Here is a 26,259-nt window from a genome sequence, read left to right as displayed (position 1 = left end):
TGGCTCATCTACCATGGTGCAAAGCGCAACCTCTGACCCCGGCGTAGCCGCCACACTTCGAAAGCCCTGCTTTCGAAGCACGGCCTGCCGCGGGCATGACCGACGAGATGACAGATGTTCCTGATCGGCCAGTACGACTCGCCCTTTGTCCGCCGCACCGCGATCGCGTTGCGGCTCTATGGATTGCCGTTCGAGCACAAGCCGTGGTCGACCTTCGGCGATGCGGAGAAGGTTGCGGCCTACAATCCGGTGCGGCGGGTGCCGACGCTGGTGCTCGATGATGGCGAGGCGCTGATCGAGAGCGGTGCGATCCTGGATTATCTCGACGAGCTGGTCGGGCCGGAGCAGGCGATGATTGCACGCTCGGGGCCCGAGCGGCGCAGGCATCTGCGCATCACGGCGCTGGCGACCGGGCTTGCCGACAAGGCGGTGAGCCTTGTCTATGAGCGCGTGCTGCGCAAGGAGCAGTTGAAGCTGTGGGTCGAGCGCTGCGAGGCGCAGATTGCGGGCGTGCTCGCGGTGCTGGAAAAGGAGCGCGCGGCGGTGCCGTCGCCGTACTGGCTCGGCGATCGCATCGGTCATGCCGATATCGCGGTGGCTTGCGCGTTGCGCTTCACCGGCGAGGCGCATCCGCATCTGTTCGATGCGCGCTATCCGGCGCTGCAGGCCCACGCCGCGCGCTGCGAGGCGCTGCCGCCGTTCCAGGAGATCGTGCAGCCGCTGGCGCCGCCGAGCGGTTAGGGACGAATACTGGATCACCCGCGAAAGCGCACGCGGGTGATGACACCGGGCTTGCTCGCGATCGTGCAACACACTCAACGTCGTCCTGGCGCAAGCCAGGACCATTACCCCGACCGCTTGTTGCTGCGCGACGCTGGGGCCACCATCCCGGTCATCACCGAATGCGGTGGTTATGGGTCCTGGCTTTCGCCAGGACGACGGTTGTGAATGCGGCGCTGGCGGTGGGTCGCGGGCGACGCCACTCACCACTCCGCGCGCCCCCGAGACGCGCGCTTCGGGCTACCCATTGCCGGTCCGATCTTCTATGGTGAACCACATCGGGTCGCATGCGGCGAACTCGATAAATCCATGATATCAAAGGCTTAAGGCTCTAATCGAAGCCTTTGGAGGGCGGTTTGACGCGGTATATTTCGACCCGGGGTGAGGCCCCGGCGCTTGGCTTCTGCGATGTGATGCTGACCGGGCTTGCCCGTGACGGCGGGCTTTACGTGCCCGAGACCTGGCCGCAATTGTCGCCCGAGACCATCGCCGCCTTCTTCGGCTGTCCCTATTGGGAGGTCGCGGTCGAGATCATCCGGCCGTTTGTCGCCGGCGAGATTTCCGACGCCGAGCTCGGCCGCATGGCGAACGAGGCCTATGCCACCTTCCGCCATCCCGCCGTGGTGCCGCTCGACCAGGTCGGGCCGAACCAGTTCCTGCTCGAGCTGTTCCATGGGCCGACGCTGGCGTTCAAGGACGTCGCGATGCAGCTGATCTCGCGGCTGATGGATCACGTGCTGGCCAAGCGCGCGCAGCGCACCACCATCGTGGTCGCAACCTCGGGCGATACCGGCGGCGCTGCGGTCGAGGCGTTTGCCAATCTCGACAATGTCGACCTCGTGGTGCTGTTCCCGAACGGGCGCATCTCCGAAGTGCAGCGGCGCATGATGACGACGACCGGTGCGGCCAACGTCCACGCGTTGGCGATCGAAGGTACGTTCGACGATTGCCAGGCGCTGGTGAAGGAGATGTTCAACAACCATCGCTTCCGCGACCAGGTGGCGCTGTCGGGCGTCAACTCGATCAACTGGGCGCGCATCGTGGCGCAGGTGGTCTATTATTTCACCTCGGCGGTTGCGCTCGGCGCGCCGCAGCGGACGGTGGATTTCACGGTGCCGACCGGCAATTTCGGCGACATCTTCGCCGGCTATGTGGCGAAGCGCATGGGGCTGCCGATCCGCTGGCTGCGGATTGCCGCCAACGTCAACGACATCCTGCCGCGCACGCTGAAGACCGGCAACTACGAGGTGCGCGAGGTGCACGCCACGGCGTCGCCGTCGATGGACATCCAGGTGTCCTCGAATTTCGAGCGGCTATTGTTCGAGGCCAGTGGCCGCGACGCCGATCAGGTGCGCCGCCTGATGGCCTCGCTGAAGCAGTCCGGCCGCTTCGTGCTGCCGGATGCGACCCTGGCCACGGTGCGCCGCGATTTCGATGCCGGCCGCGCCGACGAGACCGAGACGGCGGCCGCGATCCGCGCCGCCTGGCGCGAGGCCGGTGATCTCGTCGATCCGCACACCGCGGTCGCGCTCGCGGTTGCCGATCGCGACACCTCGGACTCCAAGATACCGAACATCGTGCTGTCGACCGCGCATGCGGCCAAATTCCCCGATGCGGTCGAGGCGGCCTGCGGGGTGCGCCCGCAACTGCCGGCCTGGCTCGGAAGCCTGATGACGAAATCCGAACACATGACGGTCATGAAGAATGATTCCGCCGAGGTCGAGCGCTTCGTGCTGTCGGTCAGCCGTGCCGCCAAGCAGGGAGTTGCCTGATGAGTGTTGAAATCACCAAGCTGCCGAGTGGCCTGACCGTCGTCACCGACACCATGCCGCATCTGGAGACCTCGGCACTTGGGGTCTGGGCCGGCGTCGGCGGACGCGACGAGAAGCCGAACGAGCACGGCATCTCGCATCTCCTGGAACACATGGCGTTCAAGGGCACCGCGCGTCGCTCCTCGCGCGAGATCGTCGAGGAGATCGAGGCGGTTGGCGGCGACCTCAATGCCGGGACCTCGACCGAGACCACGGCCTACTACGCGCGGGTGATGAAGGCCGACGTGCCGCTGGCGCTCGACGTGCTCTCCGACATCCTCGCCAACCCGTCCTTCGTGCCGGACGAGCTGGAGCGCGAGAAGAGCGTCATCGTGCAGGAGATCGGCGCAGCGCAGGATACACCCGACGACGTCGTGTTCGAGCATCTCAACGAGCTCTGCTATCCGGACCAGCCGATGGGGCGCTCGCTGCTCGGCACCGCCAAGACGCTGAAGGCCTTCAACCGCGACACGCTGCGCGGCTATCTGTCGACGCATTACCGCGCCCCGGACATGGTGGTCGCCGCCGCCGGCGCGGTCGATCACAAGCGCGTCGTCGAGGACGTCGCCGAGAAATTCGCGAGCTTCGACGCCACGCCGGCGCCGAAGCCGCAGGCTGCGATGTTCGGCAAGGGCGGCTCGCGGGTGGTGCATCGCGATCTCGAGCAGGCGCATCTGACGCTGGCGCTCGAAGGCGTGCCGCAGACCGACCTGTCGCTGTTCTCGCTGCAGGTCTTCACCAACACGCTGGGCGGCGGGATGTCGTCGCGGCTGTTCCAGGAGGTGCGCGAGAAGCGCGGCCTGTGCTACTCGATCTACACCTTCCACGCCCCCTACACCGACACCGGCTTCTTCGGCCTCTACACCGGGACCGATCCGGCCGATGCGCCGGAGATGATGGAAGTCATCGTCGACGTCATCAATGACGCGGTGGAAACCCTGACCGAGGCCGAGGTCGCCCGCGCCAAGGCGCAGATGAAGGCCGGCTTGTTGATGGCGCTGGAAAGCTGTTCATCCCGGGCCGAGCAGCTGGCACGCCATGTGCTAGCCTATGGCCGGCCGCAGACGGTGGAAGAGCTGGTGGCGCGGATCGACGCGGTCTCGGTCGAATCGAGCCGCAACGCCGCCCGTGCGCTGCTGTCGCGCAGCCGGCCCGCCGTTGTTGCACTCGGCAGCGGCAGGGGTCTGGACACGGCGGTGTCTTTTGCGGAAGGATTGACGAAGTCGAAGGCAAAGACGCTGCTGCACTAAGAATTCTGCTTACCTCGCCCCGCTTGCGGGGGAGAGCAGAGGCCGCCTACCGGCGGCCGTTGACGGAGATACGCCGAGGCGGAGCCTCGGCTATGGCCGAAGGCTTCGGGTGAGGGGGCTATCCGCAGGCCGAGTTTGCGGAAACGGCCCCTCACCCCGACCCTCTCCCCGCACGAGCAGGCGAGGGGGAGCAGCTTGGCGGGGGAGTGTTGGGCCATGGCCCTGTTTCGTTTGCCGTCCAGTGGACCGGCTGCACTGATGCCGCGGGGGCACGGGCTTTTGCTGCGTGCGCCGCAAATGTCGGATTTCCCGCAATGGGCTCAGTTGCGCGAGTTCAGCCGCGCCTATCTGACGCCATGGGAGCCGATCTGGCCCTCCGACGACCTGACCCGCGCCGGCTTCCGCCGCAGGTTGCGTCGCTACAGCGAGGATATCGCCGCCGACCGCTCCTATCCGTTCATCATCTTCCGCGAATCGGACGGGGTGATGATCGGCGGTATCACGCTCGCCAATGTCCGCCGCGGCATCGTACAGGCCGGCACGATCGGCTATTGGGTCGGCCTGCCGCACGCCCATCGCGGCTACATGACGACGGCGCTGCGGGTGCTGCTGCCCTCGCTGTTCGGCGAGCTCAACCTGCATCGCATCGAGGCGGCCTGCATTCCCTCCAATGCGTCGTCGATCCGCGTGCTGGAGAAGTGCGGCTTCACCCGCGAGGGTCTGGCGCGGCGCTATCTCTGCATCAACGGGATCTGGCAGGACCACCTGCTGTTCGGCCTGCTGCATGAGGATTTCCGCGGCTGAATCCCAAGCCTATTGGCGATGGCGGGCCGCATCCGAGCCGTTTCAGGATGCTTTCAACATGCCTTTGCAACATGCCGTTTCAACATGCCTTGGGTTCGCCGCCATTGGCTTGCTATAACGCCCGCGAAGCGGGGAACTCCGGTTTGGGGGCTTTAGGAATATCGCATGTGTGACAGGGTGATCAGGTTCGCGCTCGCGGCGGCGGTATCGATCGGTCTCGGTGCCACCCTGCTGCCGAAGGCCAGCTCGGCGCAGTCGCTGAGCGACCGCTTCAAGAGCCTGTTCGGCGGCGGTTCGTCCGATTCGAAGCCGGCGACGCCCGCGGCGCCGCAGCCGCTCAACGATGCCGACGCCGGGCTGACCTGCCCGCCGGTGCAGATCCGCTCCGGGGCCTCGACCTATTCGGTGGCCGTGGACGGCAAGGAAGCGGTCGGCAACGACGTCAAGTTCCTGGCCTCGATCACGCGCACGGCGCGGGAATGCAATCTGAACAGCGGCCAGATCACGGCCAAGATCGGTATCCAGGGGCGGGTCATTGTCGGCCCCCAGGGCGCACCGCCGACCATCCAGGTGCCGCTGCGCGTCGCCGTGGTGAAGGGCGGCGTCGGCGAGAAGACCATCGCCACCAAGGCCTACACCACCACGGTGCAGATGGACGACAGCGGCAGCGTGCCGTTCAGCCTGGTCGCCGAGGATGTCGTCTATCCGGCGCCGTCGGCCGCGGAGAACGACGATTACATCTTCTATATCGGCTTCGATCCGCAGGCGCTGAAGCCGGAGCCCAAGGCCCGCGCGCCGCACAAGAAGAAGTAGCGGCGGCGGCCGTGACGGGCCGGTGGAATAAGAAACAGCAGGAACAAAGAAAAAGGCCGGCGCGATCAGTTCGCGCCGGCCTTTTTCGAAGGAAGTGTGATCGCGTCAGTTCAGCTTGGAACGAACTTCGGCGATGCCCTTGCCGACGAGGTCGTCGGCAACCGAGCCCTTGACCGACTGCGACAGGATGGTCGAGGCGGCGGTCACGGCGGCGTTGGCCGCGGCGGCGCGCACATCGGCCACGGCCTGGGCCTCGGCCTGGGCGATCTTGCCCTCGGCGGTCTTGGTCCGCCGGGCGACAAAATCTTCCATCTTGGCCTTGGCTTCAGCCGCGATCCGTTCGGCTTCGGCCTTGGCATTGGAGATGATGTCGGCGGCTTCGCGCTCCGCACTGGCGCGGCGCGCCTTGTATTCGCCGAGCAGCTTGTTGGCCTCGTCCTTCAGACGGCGGGCGTCATCCAGCTCAGCCTTGATGCGCTCGGCACGATGATCGAGCGCCGTCAGCAGGGTGCGATGGACGCCGAGGTAGCCGAACACGACCAGCAGAATGACGAAGGCGATCGCAACCCAGGTTTCCGGTTCGTAAAACATCGTCTATCCCTTCAGCGACGCGTCGACGGCGCTGTTGACCGCATTCGCGTCCGGCGTGACGCCGGCGAGTTGCTGGACGATGGCGCCGGCCGCATCCGCCGCGATACCGCGGACGTTGCTCATGGCGTTGGTCCGGGTCGTTGCGATCTGCTTCTCGGCGTCGGCGAGCTTGGCCGCCAGCTTCTCTTCCAGCGCCTTGCGCTCGACTTCCGAGGCCGCGTTCAGCTTCTCGCGGGTCTCGTTGCCGATCGCCTGCGCGTTGGAGCGCGCATTCGCCAGCTCGGTTTCATAGGCCTTCAGCGCCGCGTCGGACTCGTCCTTCAGCTTCTGCGCTTCGGCCAGATCGCCCTCGATCTTGTTCTGGCGTGCATCGATCGTCCCGCCGACGCGCGGCAGGGCGATACGCGACACGATCAGATAGAGCGCGACAAATGCAATCGCCAGCGACACCAGCTGCGAGGCGTAATTGGAGGAATCGAACGGCGGAAAGGTTCCGCCGTGATGTCCGCCATCGGCCTCGGTGTGGGCGCCGGCATTCTGGCCTTTTGCCTCGCCATGACTCTCAGCCACGGTGTTCTCCTGTTGCTGTCATGCGCGCCGCCCATTGTACGACCTTTGGGCGGCGCGACGGGTTACCGCGAGAGCGGAACCGGGTTGCCGCTAAAGCGGAACCGGGGTGCCGCTCAGAGCGGAACGAACAGCAGAAGCAGCGCGATCAGCAGCGAGAAGATGCCGAGCGCTTCGGTCACGGCGAAGCCGAAGATCAGGTTGCCGAACTGGCCCTGAGCGGCCGAGGGGTTACGCACCGCAGCGGCGAGGTAGTTGCCGAAGATGATGCCCACGCCGACGCCCGCACCGCCCATGCCGATGCACGCGATGCCCGCGCCGATAAGTTTTGCTGCTGCCGGTTCCATTTGTAGCTCCTTGAGAAAGATAGACAGATTGGTGGGTGGAGATTCCCCGGACCGCTTAGTGTCCCGGATGAATGGCGTCGTTGAGGTAGATGCAGGTCAGGATCGCGAACACGTAGGCCTGCAGGAACGCGACCAGCAGTTCGAGCGCGTACAGCGCGACCGTGAGCGCCAGCGGCAGCACGCCGCCGAACCAGCCGAGTGCGCCCAGCGAGAAGCCGAGCATCGCGACGAAGCCCGCGAACACCTTGAGCGCGATGTGGCCGGCCAGCATGTTGGCGAACAGACGCACGCTGTGCGAGACCGGCCGCAGGAAGAACGACAGGACCTCGATGAACATGACCAGCGGCAGGATGTACAGCGGAACGCCGGAGGGGACGAAGATCTTGAAGAATTTCAGACCGTTCTTGTAGAGGCCGTAGATCAGGACGGTGAAGAACACCAGGAGTGCAAGGGCTGCGGTGACGATCAGGTGGCTCGAGATCGTGAAGGTGTAGGGGATGATGCCCACGAGGTTCGAGACGCAGATGAACATGAAGAGCGAGAAGATCAGCGGGAAGAACTTCATGCCTTCCGCACCGGCGTTGCCGCGAACCGTGCTGGCGACGAACTCGTAGGAGATCTCGGCGACCGACTGCAGCCGTCCCGGAACCAGATCCCGGCTGCTCGCCAGCATCAGCAGTGCAATCAGCAGCACCGCGATGAACATGTAGAGCGACGAATTGGTGAAGGCGATCGTGTGATTGCCGATGTGGCCGAGCGTGAAGAGGGGCTCGATATTGAACTGGTGGATCGGGTCGATTTTCATCCGCGCGGCTCTTGGTCCACCGGCCATCGTGCCGGTAATCGAATTTCAAATGTCGTGACTTCCCGCCAGCGCTCAGCGCTTGCCCGAGGCCACGCCCGCGGACCTCACCACGTTGAACACGCCGGCGACGAAGCCGAGCAGCGTCAACACGATGAAGCCGAATGGCGACGTCGACAGCAAACGGTCGAATCCCCAGCCAATCGCCGCTCCGACGGCAACGCCCGCGATCAGCTCCGAGGAAAGACGAAAACCGAGCGCCATCGCCGAAGCTCTGGCCGCACTGTCCCCGCTTTCAGTACCGGATTGATCAGTCTTGCTCCTGCGGCTGTCGCGAATTTCTGACAACCGATGATCGAGACTTCCGAGCCTTGCGGAAAGCGCAGCTTCGTCAGGAGGCGATTGATCGCGACTTCCACCTGCGCCGTCGTTGGTGTTCTCAGCCATGCTGCAAACACTAACCGAAGCCGCGGATGATGGAAATTGCGCCCGTCCCCGTCAAAAGCCGCGCGGACCATACTTACCGCGTCTAATCAAGTCAAGATTGCGTCGTAACCAGTTATTGCTTTGATTCTGCTGGATTTATTTGAAGATATTCAAGGTCAGAGTGACGCAGTGTTCGCAGTGCAACAGCTTGTATGCTTTGAAGCGATGTTGCCTGGCATTTCCGGCTCTGCTGGGATCACCGAAAGTCCTTATCCTCTCACGCAGTCAGGGTTCCGCATGTCACGCCAGATCGATTACTACTTCTCGCTGCAATCGCCCTGGGCCTATATCGGTCACAAGCCCTTCGTGCGGCTCGTAAACGATTACGATCTCAAGGTAAATTACCGGCCCGTGCTGCTGGTCGATTTGTTCTCGGAGACCGGCGGGTTGCCGCTCGCCCAGCGCCATCCGGTGCGGCAGCGCTACCGGATGATCGAATTGCAGCGCTGGCGCGACAAGCGCGGGCTGAATTTTCACCTGCAGCCGGCCAATTGGCCGTTCAACGGGCGGCTTGCCGATGGCGTCGTGATCGCGCTGCTCGAGGCCGGCCTCGACCCCGAGCCGTTCTTGCAACGCGCCTATCCCGCGGTGTGGGAGCTTGAGCTCAATCTTGCCGATGCTGCAACGCTGGTGAAGCTCGCCGACGATGCAGGCTTGCCCGGCCGGCAGCTGGTGGAGCGCTCGGGCTCCGATGCGATCAGCGCGGTCTATGAGCAGAATCGCCAGAATGCATTGGACGCCGGCGTGTTCGGCTCGCCCGGCTATGTGCTCGATGGCGAGGTCTTCTGGGGGCAGGACCGGATCGAATTGCTCGAGGACGCGTTGAAGTCAGGCCGCAAGCCCTATAGCTCTGTGGTCTAGGGGCAGGAATCAGGTTGAGGCGGAGCAAGCCATGCCCATCGCGATGTCGTCCTCGAAATTGTCCATCGCAATCGTTGCCATCCTGATCTCAAGCGGCGCCGCGCTCGCGCAAACCGCGCCCGATACCGAGAACGGCCGCTATGCGTTGTCACCGGCCGGCGATGGCTTCCTGCGGCTCGACACCCGCACCGGTGCGGTGTCGACCTGCACCAATTCCAGCGCGGGCTGGGCCTGTTACATGGTGCCCGACGAGCGCGCAGCGCTGGATGCCGAGATCGGCCGCCTGCAGGCCGACAATGACAGGCTGAAAGGCGAGCTCGCCGCGCGCGCACCATCGGCCAAGACCGACGAGGCGTTGCCGAAATCGGATTCGTTGAAGAAGGCTGAGCCGAAGGTCGCCGAGGGCGAGCGCAAGATCGAGATCCCGCTGCCGAGCGACCGCGACATGGATCGCATGATGTCGTTCGTGGAGCGGGCCTGGCGGCGGCTGATCGAGATGGCCAATCGCGTGCAGCGCGACGTCAATGGCGGCAAGATTTGATACGGCGTTTGCAACATCCACGGTGTCGTCCCGGCGAAAGCCGGGACCCATAACCACCGAAGCGTATTGGTTACAAAGGATATCCACTCCGAGTCTTTGAACATGAGGGGCCGCGGGGTATGGGTCCCGGCCTTCGCCGGGACGACGAGTTGAGAGACTGCAGATGAATTCAGCGAGAACCATGTCGCGCTCGGCACCATCCTCGGTCGCAGCGACCAGCATCGCCTCGTCGCGCTTGACGGTCGAAACGTCCGGCGCCGGCTTCACCGACATCACGCGCGAGGTCGCGAAATTCCTGCGCGAGGTGCGCGCCGGCGAGGGGGCGGTGACGCTGTTCATCCGTCACACCTCGGCCTCGCTGACGATCCAGGAGAATGCCGATCCGACGGTGCTGGTCGATCTGATGACGGCGCTCGATCGCGCCGCGCCCGAAGACGGCGGCTGGCGTCACGACACCGAAGGCCCCGATGACATGCCGGCGCACATCAAGACCATGCTGACGGCGACCTCGCTGCAGGTCCCGGTGCTCGATGGCGAGATGGCGCTCGGCACCTGGCAGGGCATCTATCTGATCGAGCATCGCGCCAGGGCGCACCGGCGCGAGATCGTGCTGCAATTCATCGGCGCCACGCGCTGACGGGTTAGACCTCGCTTCCAAGGCCTGGCTTCCAAAACGACATCGACCGCGGATCGCTCCGCGGCCGATGCATTTTGATTGCGAATGACGACTGATCAGGACCTGCGGTCAGGTCTTGGTGATGTCGACGTCCTTGGTTTCCGGAATGAACAGCGCGCCGACCACGACGGTGATTGCCGCGAAGATGATCGGATACCAGAGACCGGAGTAGATATCGCCGGTCGAGGCGGTGATCGCGAACGCGGTCGCCGGGAGCAGGCCGCCGAACCAGCCGTTGCCGATGTGATAGGGCAGCGACATCGAGGTGTAGCGGATGCGGGTCGGGAACAGTTCGACCAGCATCGCGGCGATCGGGCCGTAGACCATGGTGACGTAGAGCACCAGGATGAACAGCAGCCCGATGGTCGCAGCCACCTGCGGACGGAAGACGTCGAACGGGTTCGACATCTTCACGACGCCGGCGTCACCCGGCTTCGGATAGCCCGCCGCCTGCACCGCCGCTGTGATGGCGGGGTTCGACGTCTTGGCGTCCGTGTACGGCACGTCCTTGTCGTTGACGGTGACCTTCACCGGCGAGCCGGCCGGGCCCGGCACGGTGGCGTACTTCACCGACGACTGGGCGAGGAAAGCGCGGGCGGTGTCGCAAGGCGCCGTGAAGACGCGGGTGCCGACGGGATTGAACAGATCGCCGCAGCCGGCGGGATCCGCAACGACCTGCACCTTGACCGTCTCATAGGCCTTTTCCAGCGCCGGATTGGCGTTGGTTGTGATCATCTTGAAAATCGGGAACAAGGTGAGTGCGCCGAGCAGGCAGCCCGCCAGGATGATCGGCTTGCGGCCGATCTTGTCCGACAGCGCGCCGAACACCAGGAAGAAGCCGGTGCCGAGCAACAGCGACCATGCGATCAGGAGGTTGGCGGTGTAGCCGTCGACCTTGAGGATCGATTGCAGGAAGAACAGCGCGTAGAACTGGCCCGTGTACCAGATCACTGCCTGGCCCATGGTCAGGCCGAACAAGGCGAGGATCACGATCTTGGCGTTGCTCCAGGTCGCGAAGGCTTCGGTCAGCGGCGCCTTGGACGTCTTGCCTTCCTCCTTCATCCGCTGGAACACCGGCGATTCGTTCAACCGCAGACGGATCCAGACCGAGATGCCGAGCAGCAGCACCGAGACCAGGAACGGAATGCGCCAGCCCCAATCGGCGAAGTCCTTCTCACCGGTGAAGGTTCGGGTGAACAGGATCACCAGCAGCGATAGGAACAGTCCGAGCGTTGCCGTGGTCTGGATGAACGAGGTGTAGTAGCCGCGCTTGCCCTGTGGCGCATGCTCGGCGACATAGGTCGCCGCACCGCCATACTCACCGCCGAGCGCGAGGCCCTGCAACAGGCGCAGCGAGATCAGGATGATCGGCGCCGCGATGCCGATGGTCTTGGCGCTGGGCAACAGGCCGACGATGAAGGTCGACATGCCCATGATCAGGATGGTGACGAGGAAGGTGTATTTGCGGCCGACGATGTCGCCGACCCGGCCGAACACGATGGCGCCGAACGGACGCACCAGGAAGCCCGCGGCAAAGGCCAGCAACGCGAAGATGTCGCGTGTCGCCGGCGGATAGTCGGAGAAGAACTGCGCACCGATGATGCCGGCCAGTGAACCGTAGAGATAGAAGTCGTACCACTCGAACACGGTGCCGAGCGACGACGCCAGGATGACGAAACGCTCATCCTTCGTCATGCCGGCGGGCCGCGCCGAAGTTGCAGTCATTGTGGACATCTGGATTGCTCCCCCCGAATTATTGCTGCCATGCGAGCCCCGCCTGGCTGACTAGGCTCGAATGAGCCTGGGCTTCATTCGAGGGTAACATCGCAGTGAAACCCGTCCCAATAAGACTTTTGGCTTTTGCACGCTTGAACTTATCTTCGAGGGGTAGAATGAAATGGAACGTCCCCGCGTGCGTCTGTTGCGGCGCACAAGCTCGGCGGGTTAACTGCGTTGGCATCTGGTATTATCAAGGGCTTGCGTGATACTGCCACGCGGGCGACAACCGAACGGCGCGGGCTTGCCAAAGCCCGCTTGTGGGACTGAGATGACTGCTGCTGCCAATACTCATCTTGTCATCGCCGACGACCATCCGCTGTTCCGCGATGCGTTGCGTCAGGCGGTGTCCAGCGTCGTGAGTTCGGCCACGATCAGCGAGGCCGGATCGTTCGAGGACCTGACCGCGCTGCTGGAGCGGGACTCCGAGGTCGATCTGATCCTGCTCGACCTGAGCATGCCGGGGATCAGCGGCTTTTCCGGCCTGATCTATCTGCGGGCGCAGTATCCGGCGATTCCTGTGGTCATCGTTTCCGCCAGCGACGATGCCGGAACCATTCGCCGCTCGCTCGATTTCGGCGCCTCCGGTTTCATCCCCAAGCGCTTCGGCGTCGAGACACTGCGTGACGCCATCATGAAGGTGATGGAGGGCGACGTCTGGGTTCCGCCGGACACCGATCTGTCGGCGGCCGGCGATCCCGACATGACGCGGCTGCGCGACCGCCTGGTGACGCTGACCCCGCAGCAGGTGCGGGTGCTGATGATGCTGTCCGAGGGGCTGCTCAACAAGCAGATCGCCTACGAGCTCGGCGTCTCGGAAGCGACCATCAAGGCCCATGTCTCGGCCATCCTGCAGAAGCTCGGCGTCGAAAGCCGCACCCAGGCCGTGATCGCCGCCGCCAAGATCGCCGGCGGCCAGTGGCGCCAGGGCACGCCGTCGAGCTGACTCACGCGGCCGGCATCACCCGGTACGCGCAGCGCCGCGCACCGGCCAGGATGTGATCGACGCGCTCGACCACGACATCGCTGCCCAGCACGGCGCGAAACACCGCAAGCTCGGAGCGGCAGAGGCCCTGACAGGCTGCCGCCGCCGCGCAGATCGGGCAGTGGTTCTCGATCAGCAGGAAGCCGCCGGCGTCCTTGACCACGCTCGCCATATAGCCTTCCCGGCTCCGGATCCGTGCGAGCGCCATGAGCCGCTGTCGGAGTGAGCCCTCGGTTCCGACCGCCTTTCGGTAGTCGGCAATGCCGGCGCGTTCGCGATGCGCGATCAGCGTCTCCAGGCCGCGCTCGCCAAACACCTCATGCATCGACCGCAGCAGATCAAGCGTGAGGTCGGAATGGCGGTCGGGGAAGCGCGCGTGGCCGCGCGCCGTCAGCCGCCAATACTTCCGCGGCCGCCCGCGCCCTTCGCGTTCATCGCCGCTTTCGACGAGGCCCACCGCTTCGAGTTTGAGCAGGTGCTGGCGCGCACCGGCAGGCGTCATGTCGAGGCGCGCGCCGATGCCGGCAGCCGTCTGCGGGCCGCGCGTCTTCAGTTCGAACAGGATGCGATCCTGGCTGCGCGCGTCGTCTTGACTCATTGGCCTATTTTAGAAACAAGATGCTATCTAAAATAACCGGAAATCGCCGCCGCGTGCAACTGCCTTGGCGCCAGTCCGGAAGGAGAAACTCCGACATGGAGCAACAAGAAGTCCGCGAGGGGTGGCGATCGCTCCTCAAGCGCGAATGGATCTCGACACTGGCCATCCTGCTCGGCGGTGTGCTGCTGCAATCCATGAATGTGCTGATGCTGACGACGGTGCTGCCGTCGATCGTCGGCGAACTCGGCGGCGTCGCCATGCTGAGCTGGCCGACTACCGCCTACCTGGCGTCCTCGATCGTCGCGGCGAGCTGCGTCGGCGTGCTCTCCACCGCGCTCGGCGCCCGGCAGGTCTACTGCGTGGGCGTTGCGATCTTCGGCGTCGGCGCCGTGCTGTGTTCGCTCGCTCCCGCGATGGGCTGGATCGTGGCCGGCCGGCTGATCCAGGGATTCGGCGGCGGCCTCGAGGCTGCCGTCGCCTATGTGCTGGTGCGCGGCACGTTTCCCGAGCAGATGTGGTCGCGAACCATCGCGCTGATGTCGACGAGCTGGAGCATGTCGGTGCTGATCGGCCCGCTGGTCGGCGGGTTGTTCGCGCATTTCGCGAGCTGGCGCGGCGCCTTTGTCGCCAGCGCCGCAACGGCCGCCGTGCTGGCGATCGCTGCCTTCTTCGTGCTGCCGCCGGTCACGGCGGCGCAGCGCGCGTCGCCGGCGCGCTTGCCGCTGGGCCGTGTCGCGCTGATCTGCCTTGCCATCGCCGCGACGTCGGCCACCTCCGCTGCCGGGTCGTCCTTGCTGAAGCTCGGCCTGATCGTCACGGCGATCGTCTCGTTCGTCGCGATGCTCCGGCTCGATCGTCTGGCGTCACCCCGGCTACTGCCCAGCGACGCGTTCTCCTGGCGCACCGGCACCGGCGTCGGGCTGTGGCTCGCGCTGCTGCTCTGCATCACTTTCAGCCCGTTGCAAATCTACGTGCCGATGTTCCTGCAGCAACTGCACGGCTTCGATCCGCTCTCGGCCGGCTTCACCGTCGCCTGCGCTTCGCTGGGCTGGAGCGCCGCCTCGCTGCTGACGGCCGGCGTGTCGGCCCGCCGCGCGGACCGCCTGATGCTGACCGGTCCTGCGATCATGGCAGCGAGTCTCGCCGCGATCGGGTGGCTCGGTCCGGACGGCGCGGCGTCGATCATCCTGCTGGTCGTGGCGATCGCGATGCTGGGAGCCGGTATCGGCCAGTGCTGGCCGCTCGTCGCACATCGCATCATGGACAGTGCCAAGGCGGGCGACGAAGTGGTCGCGGCCTCGTCGGTCCCGACCATCCAGCAGATGGGCTTTGCGTTCGGTGCGGCGATCGCGGGGCTGATCGCGAATGCCAGCGGCCTGTCCGCTGCGATTGCCGACGCGACGATGGCGCGCGCCGCCTTCTGGGTGCCGGCGAGCTTCGTGGTGCCGGCCATGCTCGCCGTTGCGGCCGGACTTCGCCTGCGGGCGCTGCGCAGGCGTCAGGCCGGCCGGTCGTAAGGCTACTCCGCCGCCACCATCTGCTGGGTGCGCCATTGTCCGAGCAGGGCGCGCAGCGAGGCCGGCTTGACCGGCTTGTTCAGCACCGCGATGTTTTCCTCGCGCGCGGCCAAGCGCACCGCGGGGCTGCGATCGGCGGTGATCAGGATCGCCGGAATGCCGTCGCCGAAGCGGCGGCGGATCTCGCGGATCGCAGCGACGCCGTTGCCGCGATCGAGGTGATAGTCGACCAGCACGCCGGTGACGCGGCCGCCGGCGGCCTCGATCGCGCTGATCGCGCCGTCGGCATCGAGCACCGCGATCACCTCGGCGTCCCACGCCGTCAGCAGCGTCTTCATGCCGTCGAGGATGGCGGGATCGTTCTCGATGCAGACGATCAGGGAGCCGCTCATCGGCGTCTTCGACAGCGGCGTGGCGGTGGTGACGGCCGCGGTATGGTTGACGGCGGTGGCGACCGGCACGGTGACCGAGAACGCCGAGCCGCCGCTGACATTGGCCGAAATCGCGATGCGGTGGTTGAGCACGCGCGCCAGCCGCTCGACGATCGACAGGCCGAGACCGAGGCCGCGGGCGATCCGGGCGCCCTGCTCGAGCCGATGGAATTCCTTGAAGATCTCGCCGCGCTTCTGCACGGGGATGCCGACGCCAGTGTCGAAGATGCTGATCTGGAGCGCGTTGCCGCGGCGCCGGCAGCCGATCAGCACGCGGCCGCGCGGGGTATATTTGATCGCGTTGGAGATGAAGTTCTGCAACAGCCGGCGCAGCAGCGAGCGGTCGGATTCGACCGGCAGCGAGCAGGCGATGAAGCGCAGATCGAGGCCCTTGTCGCGCGCGATCGGCATGAACTCGATCTCCAGCGAGCGCATCAAATCGGCCATCCGGAAGCTCGTGATCGCCGGCGTCATGGCGCCGGCATCGAGCCTGGAGATATCGAGCAGCGCGCCGAGGATGTCCTCGATCGCCTCGAGCGAGTCGTCGATGTTCTCGACCAGGCGCGAATCCTCGCCGCCGTTCTGGCGCTCGACCAGGCTCGTGACATAGAGGCGCGCCGCATTGAGCGGTTGCAGGATGTCGTGGCTGGCCGCCGCCAGGAAACGCGTCTTGGAGGCGTTGGCGTCTTCCGCGATGCCCTTGGCGAGCGCGAGCTCCGAGTTCAGCCGCGTCAGCTCCTCGGTGCGGTCGCGCACCCGCTTTTCCAGCGTCGCATTGGCGCGCTCCAGCGCCTCCGCGGCCTCGAAGCTCGGCGTGACGTCGGAGAAGGTGATGACGAGCCCGCCACCGGGCATGCGGTTGGCGCGCACCTCGATCACCAGGTGGCGGTCGGTGAAGCGTTCCAGATAGGGCTCGCCCTCGGTGGTGTAGGCGCGCAGCCGCAGTTGCAGCAGGTTGTCACTGTCACCAGCCGGCGGCGGACTGATCGCGCCCATGAATTCGAGGATCTCGGGCAGGGGTATGCCGAGCTGCACCAAATGCGGCGGCAGCGCGAGCAATTCGGAGAACTGGCGATTGGAGCAGATCAGCTGCAGATCGGCGTCGAACACCGCGATGCCCTGACGCACGTGATTGAGCGCGGTCTGCAGGATCTCGCGGTTGAAATGCAGCGCGGCGTGCGAGTCGTCGAGCAGCTTCAGCGCGGCCTTGGCCGACACCGTCCGCCGCTGCAGCAGCAGCGACATCACGAGGCGCGAGGACGCCGCCCCGATCGAGGACGCGATCAAGCGCTCGGCATGCTGCAGCAGCTCGAAATCGGCCGGTGCCGAGGCCAGCAGCACGACGTTGCGGTCGACGGCGAACGAGGCGAAGGCCTCGCGGGTGCGGTCGGGGCCGAGATATTGCGTCACCGTGCTCTCGATGTCCTGCACCGTCACCGTGGTGCGCCAGCGCCGGAAGCTCGGCGCGATCGGGGCCAGCGCATTGGGCACGAACACGTCGGCCTGCAACAGCTCGATCGCGGACGGCGCGCGCGCCAGCGAGAACACGACGTAAGTGAGGATGTTGAGCGCAAGGCTCCACAGCACGCCGTGCAGCAGCGGCGGTAAATCGGCGCCGAACAGCGCCTGCGGCCGCAGCGCCTCGATCCCGAACGGCCCATGCTGCAGCAGCATCAGGCCGGTGGTCGAGTTTTCCAGGAAGCTCGGGATGAACAGCGTGTAGAGCCACATCGCGAAGCCGACCAGCATGCCCGCCATGGCGCCGCGTGCGGTAGCGCGGCGCCAGAACAGGCCGCCGAAAAATGCCGGCGCGAGCTGGGTGATCGCGGCAAAGGACAATAGGCCGATCGCGACCAGCTGGGTGTTGCCGAGCGCGCGATAGTAGAAATACGCCAGCACCATGATGGCAAAGATCGAGAAGCGGCGCGCCTTCAGCAGGAAGTCGCCAAAGTCCTTCTGACCGGCGCGGGCATCGTCGCTGCGCGGCAGCACCAGCGGCAGCACGATGTCGTTGGAGACCATGATCGACAGCGCGACGCATTCGACGATCACCATTGCGGTCGCCGCCGAAAGTCCGCCGACGAACACCGCGAGGCTGAGCAGTTGCGAATTGCCCTCGATCGGCAGCGCCAGCACGAACATGTCGGCGTCGACGGCGCCGAACGGGAAGATGACGAGGCCCGCGATCGCGATCGGAATCACGAAGATATTGATGACGACGAGGTAGAGCGGAAACAGCCAGCGCGCCCGGGTGACCTCGCCGGGCGTCGAATTCTCGACCACGCTGACGTGGAACTGGCGCGGCAGCAGCATGACCGCGCAGAACGACAGCAGCGTCATGATCAGGAAGTTGCCGATCGACGGCACATATTCGATCGCGCGTACCGCCTCCGGGGTCTTCAGGGCGCGCTCGTAGAGCTCGACCGGGGAGAACATCCAGAAGGTGACGAAGGCGCCGGCGGCGATGAAGGCGACCAGCTTGACGATGGATTCGGCGGCGATCGCCAGGATCAGCCCGTGCTGGTGCTCGGTCGCGTCGGTGTGGCGGGTGCCGAACAGCACCGCGAACACCGCCATCGCCAGCGTCACCATCAGCGCGATGTCGCCGATGATCGGGATTTTCGAGAACGCCTGATCCTCGCTCAGGATGGTTTCCAGCGATGAGGCCACCGCCTTGAGCTGCAGCGCGATGTAGGGCACCGAGCCGATGATCGCGATCAGCGCCACGGTGGCCGCGACCGCCTGGCTCTTGCCGTAGCGCGCGGCGATGAAGTCGGCGATCGAGGTGATGTTCTGCGACTTGGCGAGCGCGATGACGCGGCGCAGCAGCGGGGTGCAGAGCCCGATCATCACGATCGGGCCGACATAGATCGCCAGGAAGTCGACACTGGTGCGGGTGGCGAAGCCGACCGAGCCGAAGAAGGTCCAGGAGGTGCAGTAGATCGCCAGCGACAGCGGATAGATCCACTGGCTGGCACGGCCGCGCGCACCCGCCGACCTGCGGTCGCCGCGGCTGGCAATGAAGAACAACAATCCGATGTAGGCGAACGCCGTGGCGATAACGCCCCAGTCGTGCAGCATCGCTGCTCATCTCCTGTCCCGGCCGCTGGGAGGGCCGGGTGCCAGGATTATAACGCAAAGGGCCGGCGGTGCGATGCACGGCCGGCCCAAATTCGGGGGTGGACGCGGATAGGGTTACTCGGCGGCCAGCGACTTCTGGTGCAGGGTCAGGCCGAGCCGGTCCCAGACCTGGAGCAGGGCCTCGGCCAGCGCGTCGATCAGGCCGTCGTCATGGTAGGGCGAGGGCGTGATGCGCAGCCGCTCGGTGCCCTTGGCGACCGTCGGATAGTTGATCGGCTGGATGTAGATGCCGTGCTCCTCGAGCAGCAGGTCGGAGGCGCGCTTGCACTTCTCGGGGTCGCCGACGAACAGCGGCACGATATGGGTGTCGCTCGACATGACAGGCAGGCCGGCGGCGGTCAGGATCGCCTTGGTGCGGGCGGCACGGTCCTGGTGGCGCTCGCGCTCCCAGTTCGAGGTCTTCAGATGGCGGATCGCAGCGGTTGCGGCCGAGCAGATCGCCGGCGGCAGCGCGGTGGTGAAGATGAAGCCCGGCGCGTAGGAGCGCACCGCGTCGATGATCTCGGCGCGCCCCGCGATATAGCCGCCGAGGCAGCCGAACGCCTTCGCGAGCGTGCCCTCGAGCACGTCGATCCGGTGCATCACGCCGTCGCGCTCGGCGATGCCGCCGCCGCGCGGGCCGTACATGCCGACCGCATGCACCTCGTCGACATAGGTCATGGCGCCGTATTTCTCGGCGAGATCGCAGATCTTCGCGAGCGGCGCGACGTCGCCGTCCATCGAATAGAGGCTCTCGCAGACGATCAGCTTCGGCCGGTCGGGGCCGGCGGCAATCAGCAGTTCTTCGAGATGCGCGACGTCGTTGTGGCGGAAGATCTGGCGGTCGCAGCCGGCCTGGCGGACGCCCTCGATCATCGAATTGTGGTTCAGCGCATCCGACAGGATTAGGCAGTTCGGAATGAGCTTAGCGAGCGTCGAGATGCCGGTCTGGTTCGAGACATAGCCCGAGGTGAACAGCAGCGAGGCTTCCTTGCCGTGGAGATCGGCGAGCTCGGCCTCGAGCTGCACCAGCGGATGATGGGTGCCCGCGATGTTGCGGGTGCCGCCGGCGCCGGTGCCGACGCGGGTCGCGGTCTCGACCATGGCGCCGACCACCTTGGGGTGCTGGCCCATGCCGAGATAGTCGTTGGAGCACCAGATCACGACGTTGCGGCTGCCCTTCGGCGAGTGCCAGGTCGCGTGCGGGAAGCGTCCCGCGATCCGTTCGAGGTCGGCGAACACCCGGTAGCGCCGCTCGTCATGCAGGCGGTTGAGGGCGGTTTGGAAAAATTGGCTGTAATTCATCGGCAAACCCAGAAACTGACCGGAAAACCTGACTCTTCTTAGAGCTTTTCCAGCTCTAATGTCCATGCATTGGCCCACATTTGGGCATGCGTCGCAGTTGGGCAAATTGCCCTAGCGGCCGTCTATCCGGCTTGATTTCGGTCAAATTGCCCGGGGCATTACGGCCCGGTCGGTCTCAGGTCGTCTTGAAGCGCAGCATGCCGTCGTCGTGCATCTCGGCCGTCAGACGGCCCTCGACCAGCATGTAATTGACATGGGCGACCAGCTCGCCGGCGGCGAAGCCCATCTGGTGCTCGTCCAGCACGTGCTTGTGGAACACCACCGGGACCAGTTCCTTGGAGGTCTGCGGCACCTCGCGGCAGGCCTCGGCGATCAGCCGGCAGCGCTCCTCATGGTGATCGGCGAGCTGCTTGATCCGGGTCTTCAGCCCGTAGAACGGCACGCCATGGCCGGGCAGCACCATCACGTCATAGGGCAGGGTGGTGGTCAGGCTGGCCAGCGAGGCCAGGTATTCGCCGAGCGAATTCTGCTCGGGCTCGACCGCCCAGACGCTTACATTGGGCGAGATCTTGCTCAGCACCTGGTCGGCGGACAGGAACAGCTTGTCGGCCGCGCAATACAGCATCACCTGGTCGAGCGCGTGCCCGCCGCCGGTGATCACCTTGAAGCGCCGCGTGCCGATCACGACCTCGTCGCCATGGGTGAGGCGGTGATAGGACGGCGGCAGCACCGACACCCGCTTCAGGTAGTCCTGGCCGCGGCCGAGCAGCTTCTCGGTCAGGTCCTCGTCCATGCCGTGGCGGCGGAAGAACAGCCGCTGCGCGTTGCGCCGTTCCTCGGTGCCGCGGTTCTGGTGATAGACCGATTGCAGGTATTCCACCTGCGACATGTACAGCGGGCAGTCGAAGCGCTCGGTGATCCAGCCGGCGAGACCGACATGGTCGGGATGCGAATGCGTCACGATCAGCCGCTTGACCTTGACGTGCTTCAGCGGTCCTTCGAACAGCGTGGTCCAGGCCGCGATCGATTCCTCATTGCCGAAGCCGGCATCCACCATGGTCCAGCCGTCGCCGTCGGCGAGCAGATAGATGTTCACATGGTTGAGGCGGAACGGCAGCTTCAGCCGCGCCCACAGCACGCCGGGGGCCACCTCCACGACCTGGTCGTGGCCGGGGTGGTTCTCCCAGGGGTATCGCAATGCCTCCGCCGAGGAGGGAAGGCTGTCGGTCTTCGTATGCATGCTACGGACTTAGCGGGACCCGGGCCGCCGCGCCAGCCGAAAAATCAGATAGTCGTCCGGAGAATGGGGGGGGAAATCGGGGAATTTCCGTAATCCGGATCAAACCAACCGGCGCGCTGGTTCGCGCCGTCATTCCGGGGCGCCTCGAAGAGGCGAACCCGGAATCTCGAGATTCCGGGTTCGATGCTGTCGCATCGCCCCGGAATGACGGCAATGGCTTACGCCGCCCTTATGTTCGACAGGAAGCCGTCGATCTCCGAGCGCAGCACGTCGGCCTCGCGGCGCAGCGCGTCGGAGGCGCTGAGCACCTCGCCGGCCGCGGCGCCGGCCTCTGCCGAGGCGGTCGAGACGCCGACGATGTTGCTCGACACCTCGCTGGTGCCGCCCGCCGCATGCTGGATGTTGCGGGCGATCTCGCGGGTCGCCGCGCCCTGCTCCTCGACAGCAGCGGCGATCGCGGTGGTGACGTCGTTGATCTCGCCGATCGTGCTCGAGATGTTGCGGATCGCGGTGACCGCCGTCGTCGTCACCTCCTGCATGCTGACGATCTGCTGGCGGATTTCCTCGGTCGCCTTGGCGGTCTGGCTCGCCAGGTTCTTCACCTCGGAAGCGACGACGGCAAAGCCGCGGCCGGCCTCGCCGGCGCGCGCCGCCTCGATGGTGGCGTTGAGCGCCAAGAGATTGGTCTGCGAGGCGATGGTCTGGATCAGGTCGACCACGACGCTGATCCGCGCGGCATTGTCGGCAAGCCCCTGCATGGTGGTGTCGGTGGCGCTGGCTTCCTCGACCGCCTTGCGGGCGATCTCCGCCGAGGTGACGACCTGGCGGCCGATCTCGGAGATCGACGACGACAGTTCCTCGGTGCCGGCCGACACCGTCTGCACGTTGACCGAGGTCTCCTCGGCAGCCGAGGCGACCGCGTTGACCAATGCGCTCGACTGGTCGGCGGTCGCCGACATGCTCTGCGCGGTCGACTGCATCGAGTTCGCCGCGCCCTGCAGGCTGCCGAGCGCGGTGCGGACCGTCGATTCGAACGTCGCGATCTGCTTCTCCATGCGCGAGGCGCGCTCGGCCTTGGCGGAGCGGTCCTTGTTCTGGTTCTCGGTGAGCTCGCGGCTCTCGATCATGCTCTCGCGGAATACCTGCAACGAGTCGGCCATGACGGCGATCTCGTCGCGCTGGCGGCTCTGCGGGATCTCGGTGTCGAGGTCGCCGTCGGACAACAGCCGCATCGAGCGCTGCAGGCCACGGATGCGGCGCAGGATGTTGCGCCCGACATAGAGCCAGACGAACAGGAACGAGCCCACCAGCGTCAGCGCGCCGAGCCCGATCATCACCGTGGTCGCGAGCGAGATCTGCTGCCGCGCCTGGAAAGTCGCGGAGTCGGTATCCTTCTGCACGGCCTCGACCAGCTGCTGAACGCTGATGCCGAGCCCGACATTGAGCTTGCGGGTCTCTTCCAGGATGGTCTGGCCGTAATCGATCGAATCGAGCTCCTTCTGGCGGATCTTGAACACGCCGGTCTTGCCTTCGCCGAGCACGAGCAGCTTCTCCGCGGTGTCGCGCACCGCAACGATCGCCGGATTGTTCGGCAGGTCCTCGAGGTTGGACTTGACGCGCTCGCGGCCCTTCTTGAACTCCGCCTCGATCGCATCGAGCGTCTCGCTGGAATTGGCCGACAGCGCCGCGGTCATGTCGGCAGCCATCAGATTGCCGGCGGCGAGCACGTTGCTGATCTGGCCGACGGTGCGCGCGGCCTCGGTGGCAGCGTCAGCGGAGACGTCGGCCGCGGCGAGAATGGCGTTGAGCCGGGTCTGCGCGTCGAGCATCGCGGGACCGGCAGCGGAAACGAAGGCGCCCTGCGCCTTGCGCAGCGCGTTGTACTGCTTGTCGCGCAGCGCACCGACGTCGAGCCGCTCATGCGCCGCCGAGATCAGGCTCTTGGTCGCCTCGTCGGTGTTTTTGACGTTCTCCTGCAGCGCGCTGACGACGGATTTGTCGGCGCCGAGTTCGATGATCTCGCCAAGCTTGGCGTTGGTTTGCTGCGCGACCTCCTGCACCTTCTTGGTGCGATCGTTCAGCGCATCCTCGCTCTGCACGGCGAGCAGGCCGGGCCCCTGGGCTGCGAGCGAGGCGCTCTGCGCGGAAAGCTGCAGGCTCGCGGCGAGCCGCGGAATGTCGTGGCCAGAGAGATTGCTCATGGTGCCGCCGAGCTGATGCAGCACGATGCCGGCGCCTGCGCTGATCACGAGCGCCATGCCTGCGATCACGGCGAATGCCGCGAACAGGCTGCCTCTGACACCCATCTGCGGCAGATGGATACGCTTGAGATTTGGTTTGCCGAGCTTGAACCGAAACGCCATTGCCCCGTACCCCCTGGCCTTACCCTTGGCCACTACTCTTGGATGTTTCCCCGGCGCGGGAGTATCAATGCGGCGGGTTAACAAAATCGGGAAAATTGCGACGATCTGCGGGATTTTTCAGGGCCGCGCATCGGCGCCGCGTTGGTTCGCTGTGCGGAATCGATGCGCGCGATCGGACGCAAAAAGGCCGGCGCGAGCCGGCCTTTCCACTCTTGGTTGTAGTGCGTAAGCTCAGTAGCGGCCGTAAGCGGGGCCGCCGAGGTTGCCGACGTTGAAGCGGTAGTTGAGGCCCGCCTTCACCGTGTGCTCGTCATTGTGGAAGCTGCCGACCGGCACCAGCGCGCCCGGTGCGGTGAAGCGGCTGTCACCGAAGTCGTAGTACTGGTACTCGACCTTGGCCGACCAGTTCGGCGCGAACATGTATTCGGCGCCGCCGCCGATGGTCCAGCCGTTGCTGTGGTTGTCGGTGAGCGCGAAGGGTACCTGCGCGCCGCCCAGCGTCACCGTTTCGTTGTTGTCGGAATAGGCATAGCCGCCCTTCACATAGATCAGGCCCGGGCCCCAGGTGTAGCCGACCCGGCCGGTGATCGACGCGATGCCGCGCTGGTTGTTGTTGTAGACGTAGCCGCCCGGGAAGATCGCGTTGAGCTGATGGCCGCCGACCCAGGAATACTGGCCTTCGAGGCCGATCACCCACATCGGCGACAGCTGCCAGTCGTAGCCGCCCTGGACGCCGCCCATGAAGCGGGCGCTGGAATCCGACAGCGCGAGGCCGTTGAACGTGTTGTTCTGCGAGAACACGCCGCCGAGATGGCCGCCGAGATAGAAGCCGGTCCAGTTGTAGAGCGGCGCGGCGTAAACAGGCGCCGGCGCCTTCTGGTAATAGCCACGGGAGCCGAGGTCGGCGGCCTGGGCGGTCGCGCCAAAGGCAGCGACGGCAACAGCTGCGGCTGCGGTTGCGAGCAGGAACTTCTTCATGGGGCAGTCTCCGGACAAGTCATGAGGCGCAGCGTGAATGGCGCCATCCATGGCGATGCGTTAGACCGCATTTGAATAAAATGCTGTCACCGGAAGACGACTTGGAGCGTTAAGTCGCAGGCCTTGCGGTGAAACGTTTTGTTGTGCCTAACGAACGCTTAAGCGGGAATGACGGAAGGCTTAACAGGCCGCGCGCGATGTGCCGCTTCCGTTAACCAAGCCGTCTGCTAGTCCAATCGCTTGCGCACGTCGTCGCGCATCTGCTCGCGGAACGCCTGGCGGCGCGCGGCGCGATCCCCAACCGGAACGTCGTGGCGATCGAACACGTCGAACTTCTCCAGGATCGGATAGTGCTCGCTCGCCATCGCCAGCACGCGCAGCAGGGCGGCGACCTTCGGGGTCGGGCCGGTGACCTCCCACTTGCGGAGTTTTTCGGCGCCGCCGGCCGCCGGTAACCCGCACAGCTTCGCCATATCCGCCGCCGTCAGCTTCCGGCCGAGTGCCTCGCCGAGATGTTCGCGCAGTTTCTTCAGTTCTGGGCCAGTCACTCTTGGGTCCGTTCCGCGACTTTGAAGTGTGAAGTGAGTCACATGACGTGATCGAGGTGCAGGCTATACGCCGCCCATGCGACTTCTAGAGCCTTTTCCGTTCCGATTGAATCGGAACGGGGCTCCAGATTTTTGTTTTGACGCGCTTTCTTCACGCGAACCGGTACCCACTTCGCTCGAAAACGCTTCTGGAGGAAAACATCATGCACGGCATCATCGAAAGCCTGAGCCCCGAACACGGACAGATCGATTGGAAATGGGTCGGCAGTGTGTTCGCGTTCTACATCGCGCTGATGATCGGCGGGGCGGGTCTGCTGCTCGCGCATTGATGCGGTGAACGCGGCGGTGCCCGCAATGACGGCAGCGATCGCTGGGAGAATGGTGCTGCCAGACAGGATTGAACTGTCGACCTCTCCATTACCAATGGAGTGCTCTACCACTGAGCTACGGCAGCATGCCCGGGAAAAATTGAATCGGCCCCACGGGCCCGTCCAAGCGGGCGGTTCTTGCCACAGGCCTCCCGTTGGCGCAAGCGAAACAGCGCGCCGGTTGCCGATGAAATCGGAAGAAACTGACATTCTTTGCCGGTGATTCTGCCCAATTCGGCCGATTCCGGCCCGATTGGGTTCCGATCGTGCCGAGAAGCCGGATTTCGCCCAACCGCCGAATCATGCCGCCTGGCGCAACTGGCCGACCGGGCAGGGTGCGCGGGCGGCGGCCATTGGCTATATTCGGCTTCGCGGAAGGCGCGACGGCGGTTCGAGAGTTTTGCAATGACGGGTGAGCACGACAGAGGCGGCGGGCAGGCCGGAGCCCGCGTGAAGGATTCACGACAGGATCGTCTCAAGCTGGCTCTGCGCGAAAATCTGAAGCGGCGAAAATCGCAGGCGCGCGGTCGCGAGGATGTGGCTTCCGAACCAGCCCAAGCCTCGTTAGATGACGCCTCACTAGAAGACGCCTCGCCAGAAGACGGCTCACGAGACGGCGGCGGCGGAAGCGAGCCGGGCCGCTAGAGCGATTTCGGGCGAGATGGACATCAGTTCGTGCAGAAAATCCGGCAAAACGACAA

General features: G+C 65.3%; 24 protein-coding genes and 1 tRNA gene. 11 read left to right on the top strand and 14 right to left on the bottom strand.

From position 1 onward, the window contains the following. Positions 1-114: 114 nt before the first annotated feature. The 5 genes from AAFG13_RS22680 (at position 115) to AAFG13_RS22660 (ending at position 5,458) form a co-directional block, all read left to right on the top strand. Complete coding sequence (locus AAFG13_RS22680) at positions 115-741, top strand: glutathione S-transferase family protein (RefSeq protein WP_212317173.1); 627 nt, start codon at positions 115-117, stop codon at positions 739-741. A gap of 395 nt (positions 742-1,136) precedes the next feature. Next, entirely contained in the window at positions 1,137-2,552 is a 1,416-nt protein-coding gene (gene thrC, locus AAFG13_RS22675; RefSeq protein WP_342708266.1) for a threonine synthase, read from the top strand. After that, positions 2,552-3,841, top strand: a complete 1,290-nt coding sequence (locus AAFG13_RS22670; protein ID WP_342708265.1) for a pitrilysin family protein — start codon at positions 2,552-2,554, stop codon at positions 3,839-3,841. Before thrC ends, AAFG13_RS22670 begins: the two co-directional genes overlap by 1 nt. A 216-nt stretch (positions 3,842-4,057) precedes the next feature. Beyond that, positions 4,058-4,645, top strand: a complete 588-nt coding sequence (locus tag AAFG13_RS22665) for a GNAT family protein (RefSeq protein WP_212317176.1) — start codon at positions 4,058-4,060, stop codon at positions 4,643-4,645. Between the two features lie 165 nt (positions 4,646-4,810). Then, positions 4,811-5,458: a hypothetical protein gene (locus AAFG13_RS22660; protein WP_212317178.1), complete on the top strand. Its 648-nt coding sequence runs from the start codon at positions 4,811-4,813 to the stop codon at positions 5,456-5,458. Between the two features lie 105 nt (positions 5,459-5,563). On the opposite strand, the gene AAFG13_RS22655 is transcribed toward AAFG13_RS22660, so the two are convergent. From AAFG13_RS22655 to AAFG13_RS22635, 5 genes are all read right to left on the bottom strand, one after another. After that, positions 5,564-6,049: an ATP F0F1 synthase subunit B gene (locus AAFG13_RS22655; RefSeq protein ID WP_092123087.1), complete on the bottom strand. Its 486-nt coding sequence runs from the start codon at positions 6,047-6,049 to the stop codon at positions 5,564-5,566. 3 nt (positions 6,050-6,052) lie between these two features. Further along, positions 6,053-6,619, bottom strand: coding sequence for a F0F1 ATP synthase subunit B (locus tag AAFG13_RS22650; RefSeq protein WP_092123089.1), 567 nt, complete (start codon positions 6,617-6,619; stop codon positions 6,053-6,055). A gap of 113 nt (positions 6,620-6,732) precedes the next feature. After that, on the bottom strand, positions 6,733-6,963 hold the full coding sequence (locus AAFG13_RS22645; protein ID WP_016847054.1) for a F0F1 ATP synthase subunit C: 231 nt from the start codon (positions 6,961-6,963) through the stop codon (positions 6,733-6,735). Positions 6,964-7,018: 55 nt separating this feature from the next. Beyond that, positions 7,019-7,768, bottom strand: a complete 750-nt coding sequence (locus AAFG13_RS22640) for a F0F1 ATP synthase subunit A (RefSeq protein ID WP_212317180.1) — start codon at positions 7,766-7,768, stop codon at positions 7,019-7,021. Positions 7,769-7,840: 72 nt separating this feature from the next. Continuing rightward, the gene (locus AAFG13_RS22635; RefSeq protein ID WP_092123093.1) at positions 7,841-8,212 is read right to left on the bottom strand and encodes an AtpZ/AtpI family protein; all 372 of its coding nucleotides are present in this window, start codon (positions 8,210-8,212) and stop codon (positions 7,841-7,843) included. A gap of 276 nt (positions 8,213-8,488) precedes the next feature. Between AAFG13_RS22635 and AAFG13_RS22630 the strand changes: the two genes are divergently transcribed. The 3 genes from AAFG13_RS22630 to AAFG13_RS22620 all read left to right on the top strand — a co-directional run bounded on the left by AAFG13_RS22630 (position 8,489) and on the right by AAFG13_RS22620 (position 10,290). Next, a complete protein-coding gene (locus AAFG13_RS22630; protein ID WP_342708264.1) occupies positions 8,489-9,112 on the top strand; it encodes a 2-hydroxychromene-2-carboxylate isomerase in 624 nt (207 codons plus the stop codon). Between the two features lie 31 nt (positions 9,113-9,143). Then, positions 9,144-9,653 (top strand): hypothetical protein, encoded by a 510-nt coding sequence (locus AAFG13_RS22625; RefSeq protein ID WP_223974386.1) that lies wholly within the window; start codon positions 9,144-9,146, stop codon positions 9,651-9,653. 163 nt (positions 9,654-9,816) lie between these two features. Continuing rightward, entirely contained in the window at positions 9,817-10,290 is a 474-nt protein-coding gene (locus AAFG13_RS22620; protein ID WP_342708263.1) for a secondary thiamine-phosphate synthase enzyme YjbQ, read from the top strand. Positions 10,291-10,398: 108 nt separating this feature from the next. Here the strand turns inward: AAFG13_RS22620 and AAFG13_RS22615 are convergent, their stop codons facing one another. Beyond that, positions 10,399-12,063, bottom strand: a complete 1,665-nt coding sequence (locus AAFG13_RS22615) for an MFS transporter (protein WP_249132588.1) — start codon at positions 12,061-12,063, stop codon at positions 10,399-10,401. A gap of 313 nt (positions 12,064-12,376) precedes the next feature. Between AAFG13_RS22615 and AAFG13_RS22610 the strand changes: the two genes are divergently transcribed. After that, positions 12,377-13,051, top strand: a complete 675-nt coding sequence (locus AAFG13_RS22610) for a response regulator transcription factor (protein WP_050630075.1) — start codon at positions 12,377-12,379, stop codon at positions 13,049-13,051. Position 13,052: 1 nt separating this feature from the next. Here the strand turns inward: AAFG13_RS22610 and AAFG13_RS22605 are convergent, their stop codons facing one another. Continuing rightward, positions 13,053-13,688, bottom strand: a complete 636-nt coding sequence (locus tag AAFG13_RS22605; RefSeq protein ID WP_342708262.1) for a metalloregulator ArsR/SmtB family transcription factor — start codon at positions 13,686-13,688, stop codon at positions 13,053-13,055. 95 nt (positions 13,689-13,783) lie between these two features. Here AAFG13_RS22605 and AAFG13_RS22600 point away from each other — a divergent pair, with 95 nt between their 5' ends. Further along, the gene (locus AAFG13_RS22600; protein WP_342708261.1) at positions 13,784-15,205 is read left to right on the top strand and encodes an MFS transporter; all 1,422 of its coding nucleotides are present in this window, start codon (positions 13,784-13,786) and stop codon (positions 15,203-15,205) included. Between the two features lie 2 nt (positions 15,206-15,207). Here the strand turns inward: AAFG13_RS22600 and AAFG13_RS22595 are convergent, their stop codons facing one another. The 6 genes from AAFG13_RS22595 to AAFG13_RS22570 all read right to left on the bottom strand — a co-directional run bounded on the left by AAFG13_RS22595 (position 15,208) and on the right by AAFG13_RS22570 (position 25,190). Then, on the bottom strand, positions 15,208-18,717 hold the full coding sequence (locus tag AAFG13_RS22595) for a PAS domain-containing hybrid sensor histidine kinase/response regulator (protein ID WP_342708260.1): 3,510 nt from the start codon (positions 18,715-18,717) through the stop codon (positions 15,208-15,210). 114 nt (positions 18,718-18,831) lie between these two features. After that, positions 18,832-20,061, bottom strand: a complete 1,230-nt coding sequence (hemA, locus tag AAFG13_RS22590) for a 5-aminolevulinate synthase (RefSeq protein WP_342708259.1) — start codon at positions 20,059-20,061, stop codon at positions 18,832-18,834. A gap of 175 nt (positions 20,062-20,236) precedes the next feature. Beyond that, positions 20,237-21,301 carry an MBL fold metallo-hydrolase gene (locus AAFG13_RS22585; RefSeq protein WP_212317191.1) on the bottom strand — a complete coding sequence of 355 codons (1,065 nt, stop codon included), beginning with the start codon at positions 21,299-21,301 and terminating at the stop codon, positions 20,237-20,239. Between the two features lie 218 nt (positions 21,302-21,519). Continuing rightward, positions 21,520-23,664 carry a HAMP domain-containing methyl-accepting chemotaxis protein gene (locus AAFG13_RS22580; RefSeq protein WP_342708258.1) on the bottom strand — a complete coding sequence of 715 codons (2,145 nt, stop codon included), beginning with the start codon at positions 23,662-23,664 and terminating at the stop codon, positions 21,520-21,522. 231 nt (positions 23,665-23,895) lie between these two features. After that, positions 23,896-24,642: an outer membrane beta-barrel protein gene (locus AAFG13_RS22575; RefSeq protein WP_342708257.1), complete on the bottom strand. Its 747-nt coding sequence runs from the start codon at positions 24,640-24,642 to the stop codon at positions 23,896-23,898. A 227-nt stretch (positions 24,643-24,869) separates the two neighbouring features. Beyond that, the gene (locus tag AAFG13_RS22570) at positions 24,870-25,190 is read right to left on the bottom strand and encodes a hypothetical protein (protein WP_342708256.1); all 321 of its coding nucleotides are present in this window, start codon (positions 25,188-25,190) and stop codon (positions 24,870-24,872) included. Positions 25,191-25,393: 203 nt separating this feature from the next. On the opposite strand from AAFG13_RS22570, the gene AAFG13_RS22565 reads away from it, so the two are divergent. Next, positions 25,394-25,519 carry a hypothetical protein gene (locus tag AAFG13_RS22565; protein ID WP_283815131.1) on the top strand — a complete coding sequence of 42 codons (126 nt, stop codon included), beginning with the start codon at positions 25,394-25,396 and terminating at the stop codon, positions 25,517-25,519. A 50-nt stretch (positions 25,520-25,569) separates the two neighbouring features. Here the strand turns inward: AAFG13_RS22565 and AAFG13_RS22560 are convergent. Next, positions 25,570-25,644: transfer RNA gene (locus AAFG13_RS22560), tRNA-Thr, on the bottom strand. Positions 25,645-26,259 lie beyond the last annotated feature (615 nt).

The sequence above is a fragment of the Bradyrhizobium sp. B124 genome (assembly GCF_038967635.1).
Lineage (GTDB): Bacteria > Pseudomonadota > Alphaproteobacteria > Rhizobiales > Xanthobacteraceae > Bradyrhizobium.
Note: the sequence above shows the minus strand (reverse complement) of the source record. Positions and strands in the feature narration are given on the sequence as shown.

Coding starts and splice junctions, on each gene's coding strand:
- hemA (WP_342708259.1), bottom strand. CDS start 20,061: ATGAATTACAGCCAATTTTTCCAAACCGCCCTCAACCGCCTGCATGAC.
- AAFG13_RS22615 (WP_249132588.1), bottom strand. CDS start 12,063: ATGTCCACAATGACTGCAACTTCGGCGCGGCCCGCCGGCATGACGAAG.
- AAFG13_RS22620 (WP_342708263.1), top strand. CDS start 9,817: ATGAATTCAGCGAGAACCATGTCGCGCTCGGCACCATCCTCGGTCGCA.
- AAFG13_RS22610 (WP_050630075.1), top strand. CDS start 12,377: ATGACTGCTGCTGCCAATACTCATCTTGTCATCGCCGACGACCATCCG.
- AAFG13_RS22635 (WP_092123093.1), bottom strand. CDS start 8,212: ATGGCTGAGAACACCAACGACGGCGCAGGTGGAAGTCGCGATCAATCG.
- AAFG13_RS22600 (WP_342708261.1), top strand. CDS start 13,784: ATGGAGCAACAAGAAGTCCGCGAGGGGTGGCGATCGCTCCTCAAGCGC.
- AAFG13_RS22575 (WP_342708257.1), bottom strand. CDS start 24,642: ATGAAGAAGTTCCTGCTCGCAACCGCAGCCGCAGCTGTTGCCGTCGCT.
- AAFG13_RS22640 (WP_212317180.1), bottom strand. CDS start 7,768: ATGAAAATCGACCCGATCCACCAGTTCAATATCGAGCCCCTCTTCACG.
- AAFG13_RS22625 (WP_223974386.1), top strand. CDS start 9,144: ATGCCCATCGCGATGTCGTCCTCGAAATTGTCCATCGCAATCGTTGCC.
- AAFG13_RS22655 (WP_092123087.1), bottom strand. CDS start 6,049: ATGTTTTACGAACCGGAAACCTGGGTTGCGATCGCCTTCGTCATTCTG.
- AAFG13_RS22595 (WP_342708260.1), bottom strand. CDS start 18,717: ATGCTGCACGACTGGGGCGTTATCGCCACGGCGTTCGCCTACATCGGA.
- AAFG13_RS22645 (WP_016847054.1), bottom strand. CDS start 6,963: ATGGAACCGGCAGCAGCAAAACTTATCGGCGCGGGCATCGCGTGCATC.
- AAFG13_RS22580 (WP_342708258.1), bottom strand. CDS start 23,664: ATGGCGTTTCGGTTCAAGCTCGGCAAACCAAATCTCAAGCGTATCCAT.
- AAFG13_RS22565 (WP_283815131.1), top strand. CDS start 25,394: ATGCACGGCATCATCGAAAGCCTGAGCCCCGAACACGGACAGATCGAT.
- AAFG13_RS22665 (WP_212317176.1), top strand. CDS start 4,058: ATGGCCCTGTTTCGTTTGCCGTCCAGTGGACCGGCTGCACTGATGCCG.
- AAFG13_RS22585 (WP_212317191.1), bottom strand. CDS start 21,301: ATGCATACGAAGACCGACAGCCTTCCCTCCTCGGCGGAGGCATTGCGA.
- AAFG13_RS22630 (WP_342708264.1), top strand. CDS start 8,489: ATGTCACGCCAGATCGATTACTACTTCTCGCTGCAATCGCCCTGGGCC.
- AAFG13_RS22660 (WP_212317178.1), top strand. CDS start 4,811: ATGTGTGACAGGGTGATCAGGTTCGCGCTCGCGGCGGCGGTATCGATC.
- AAFG13_RS22670 (WP_342708265.1), top strand. CDS start 2,552: ATGAGTGTTGAAATCACCAAGCTGCCGAGTGGCCTGACCGTCGTCACC.
- AAFG13_RS22680 (WP_212317173.1), top strand. CDS start 115: ATGTTCCTGATCGGCCAGTACGACTCGCCCTTTGTCCGCCGCACCGCG.
- AAFG13_RS22605 (WP_342708262.1), bottom strand. CDS start 13,688: ATGAGTCAAGACGACGCGCGCAGCCAGGATCGCATCCTGTTCGAACTG.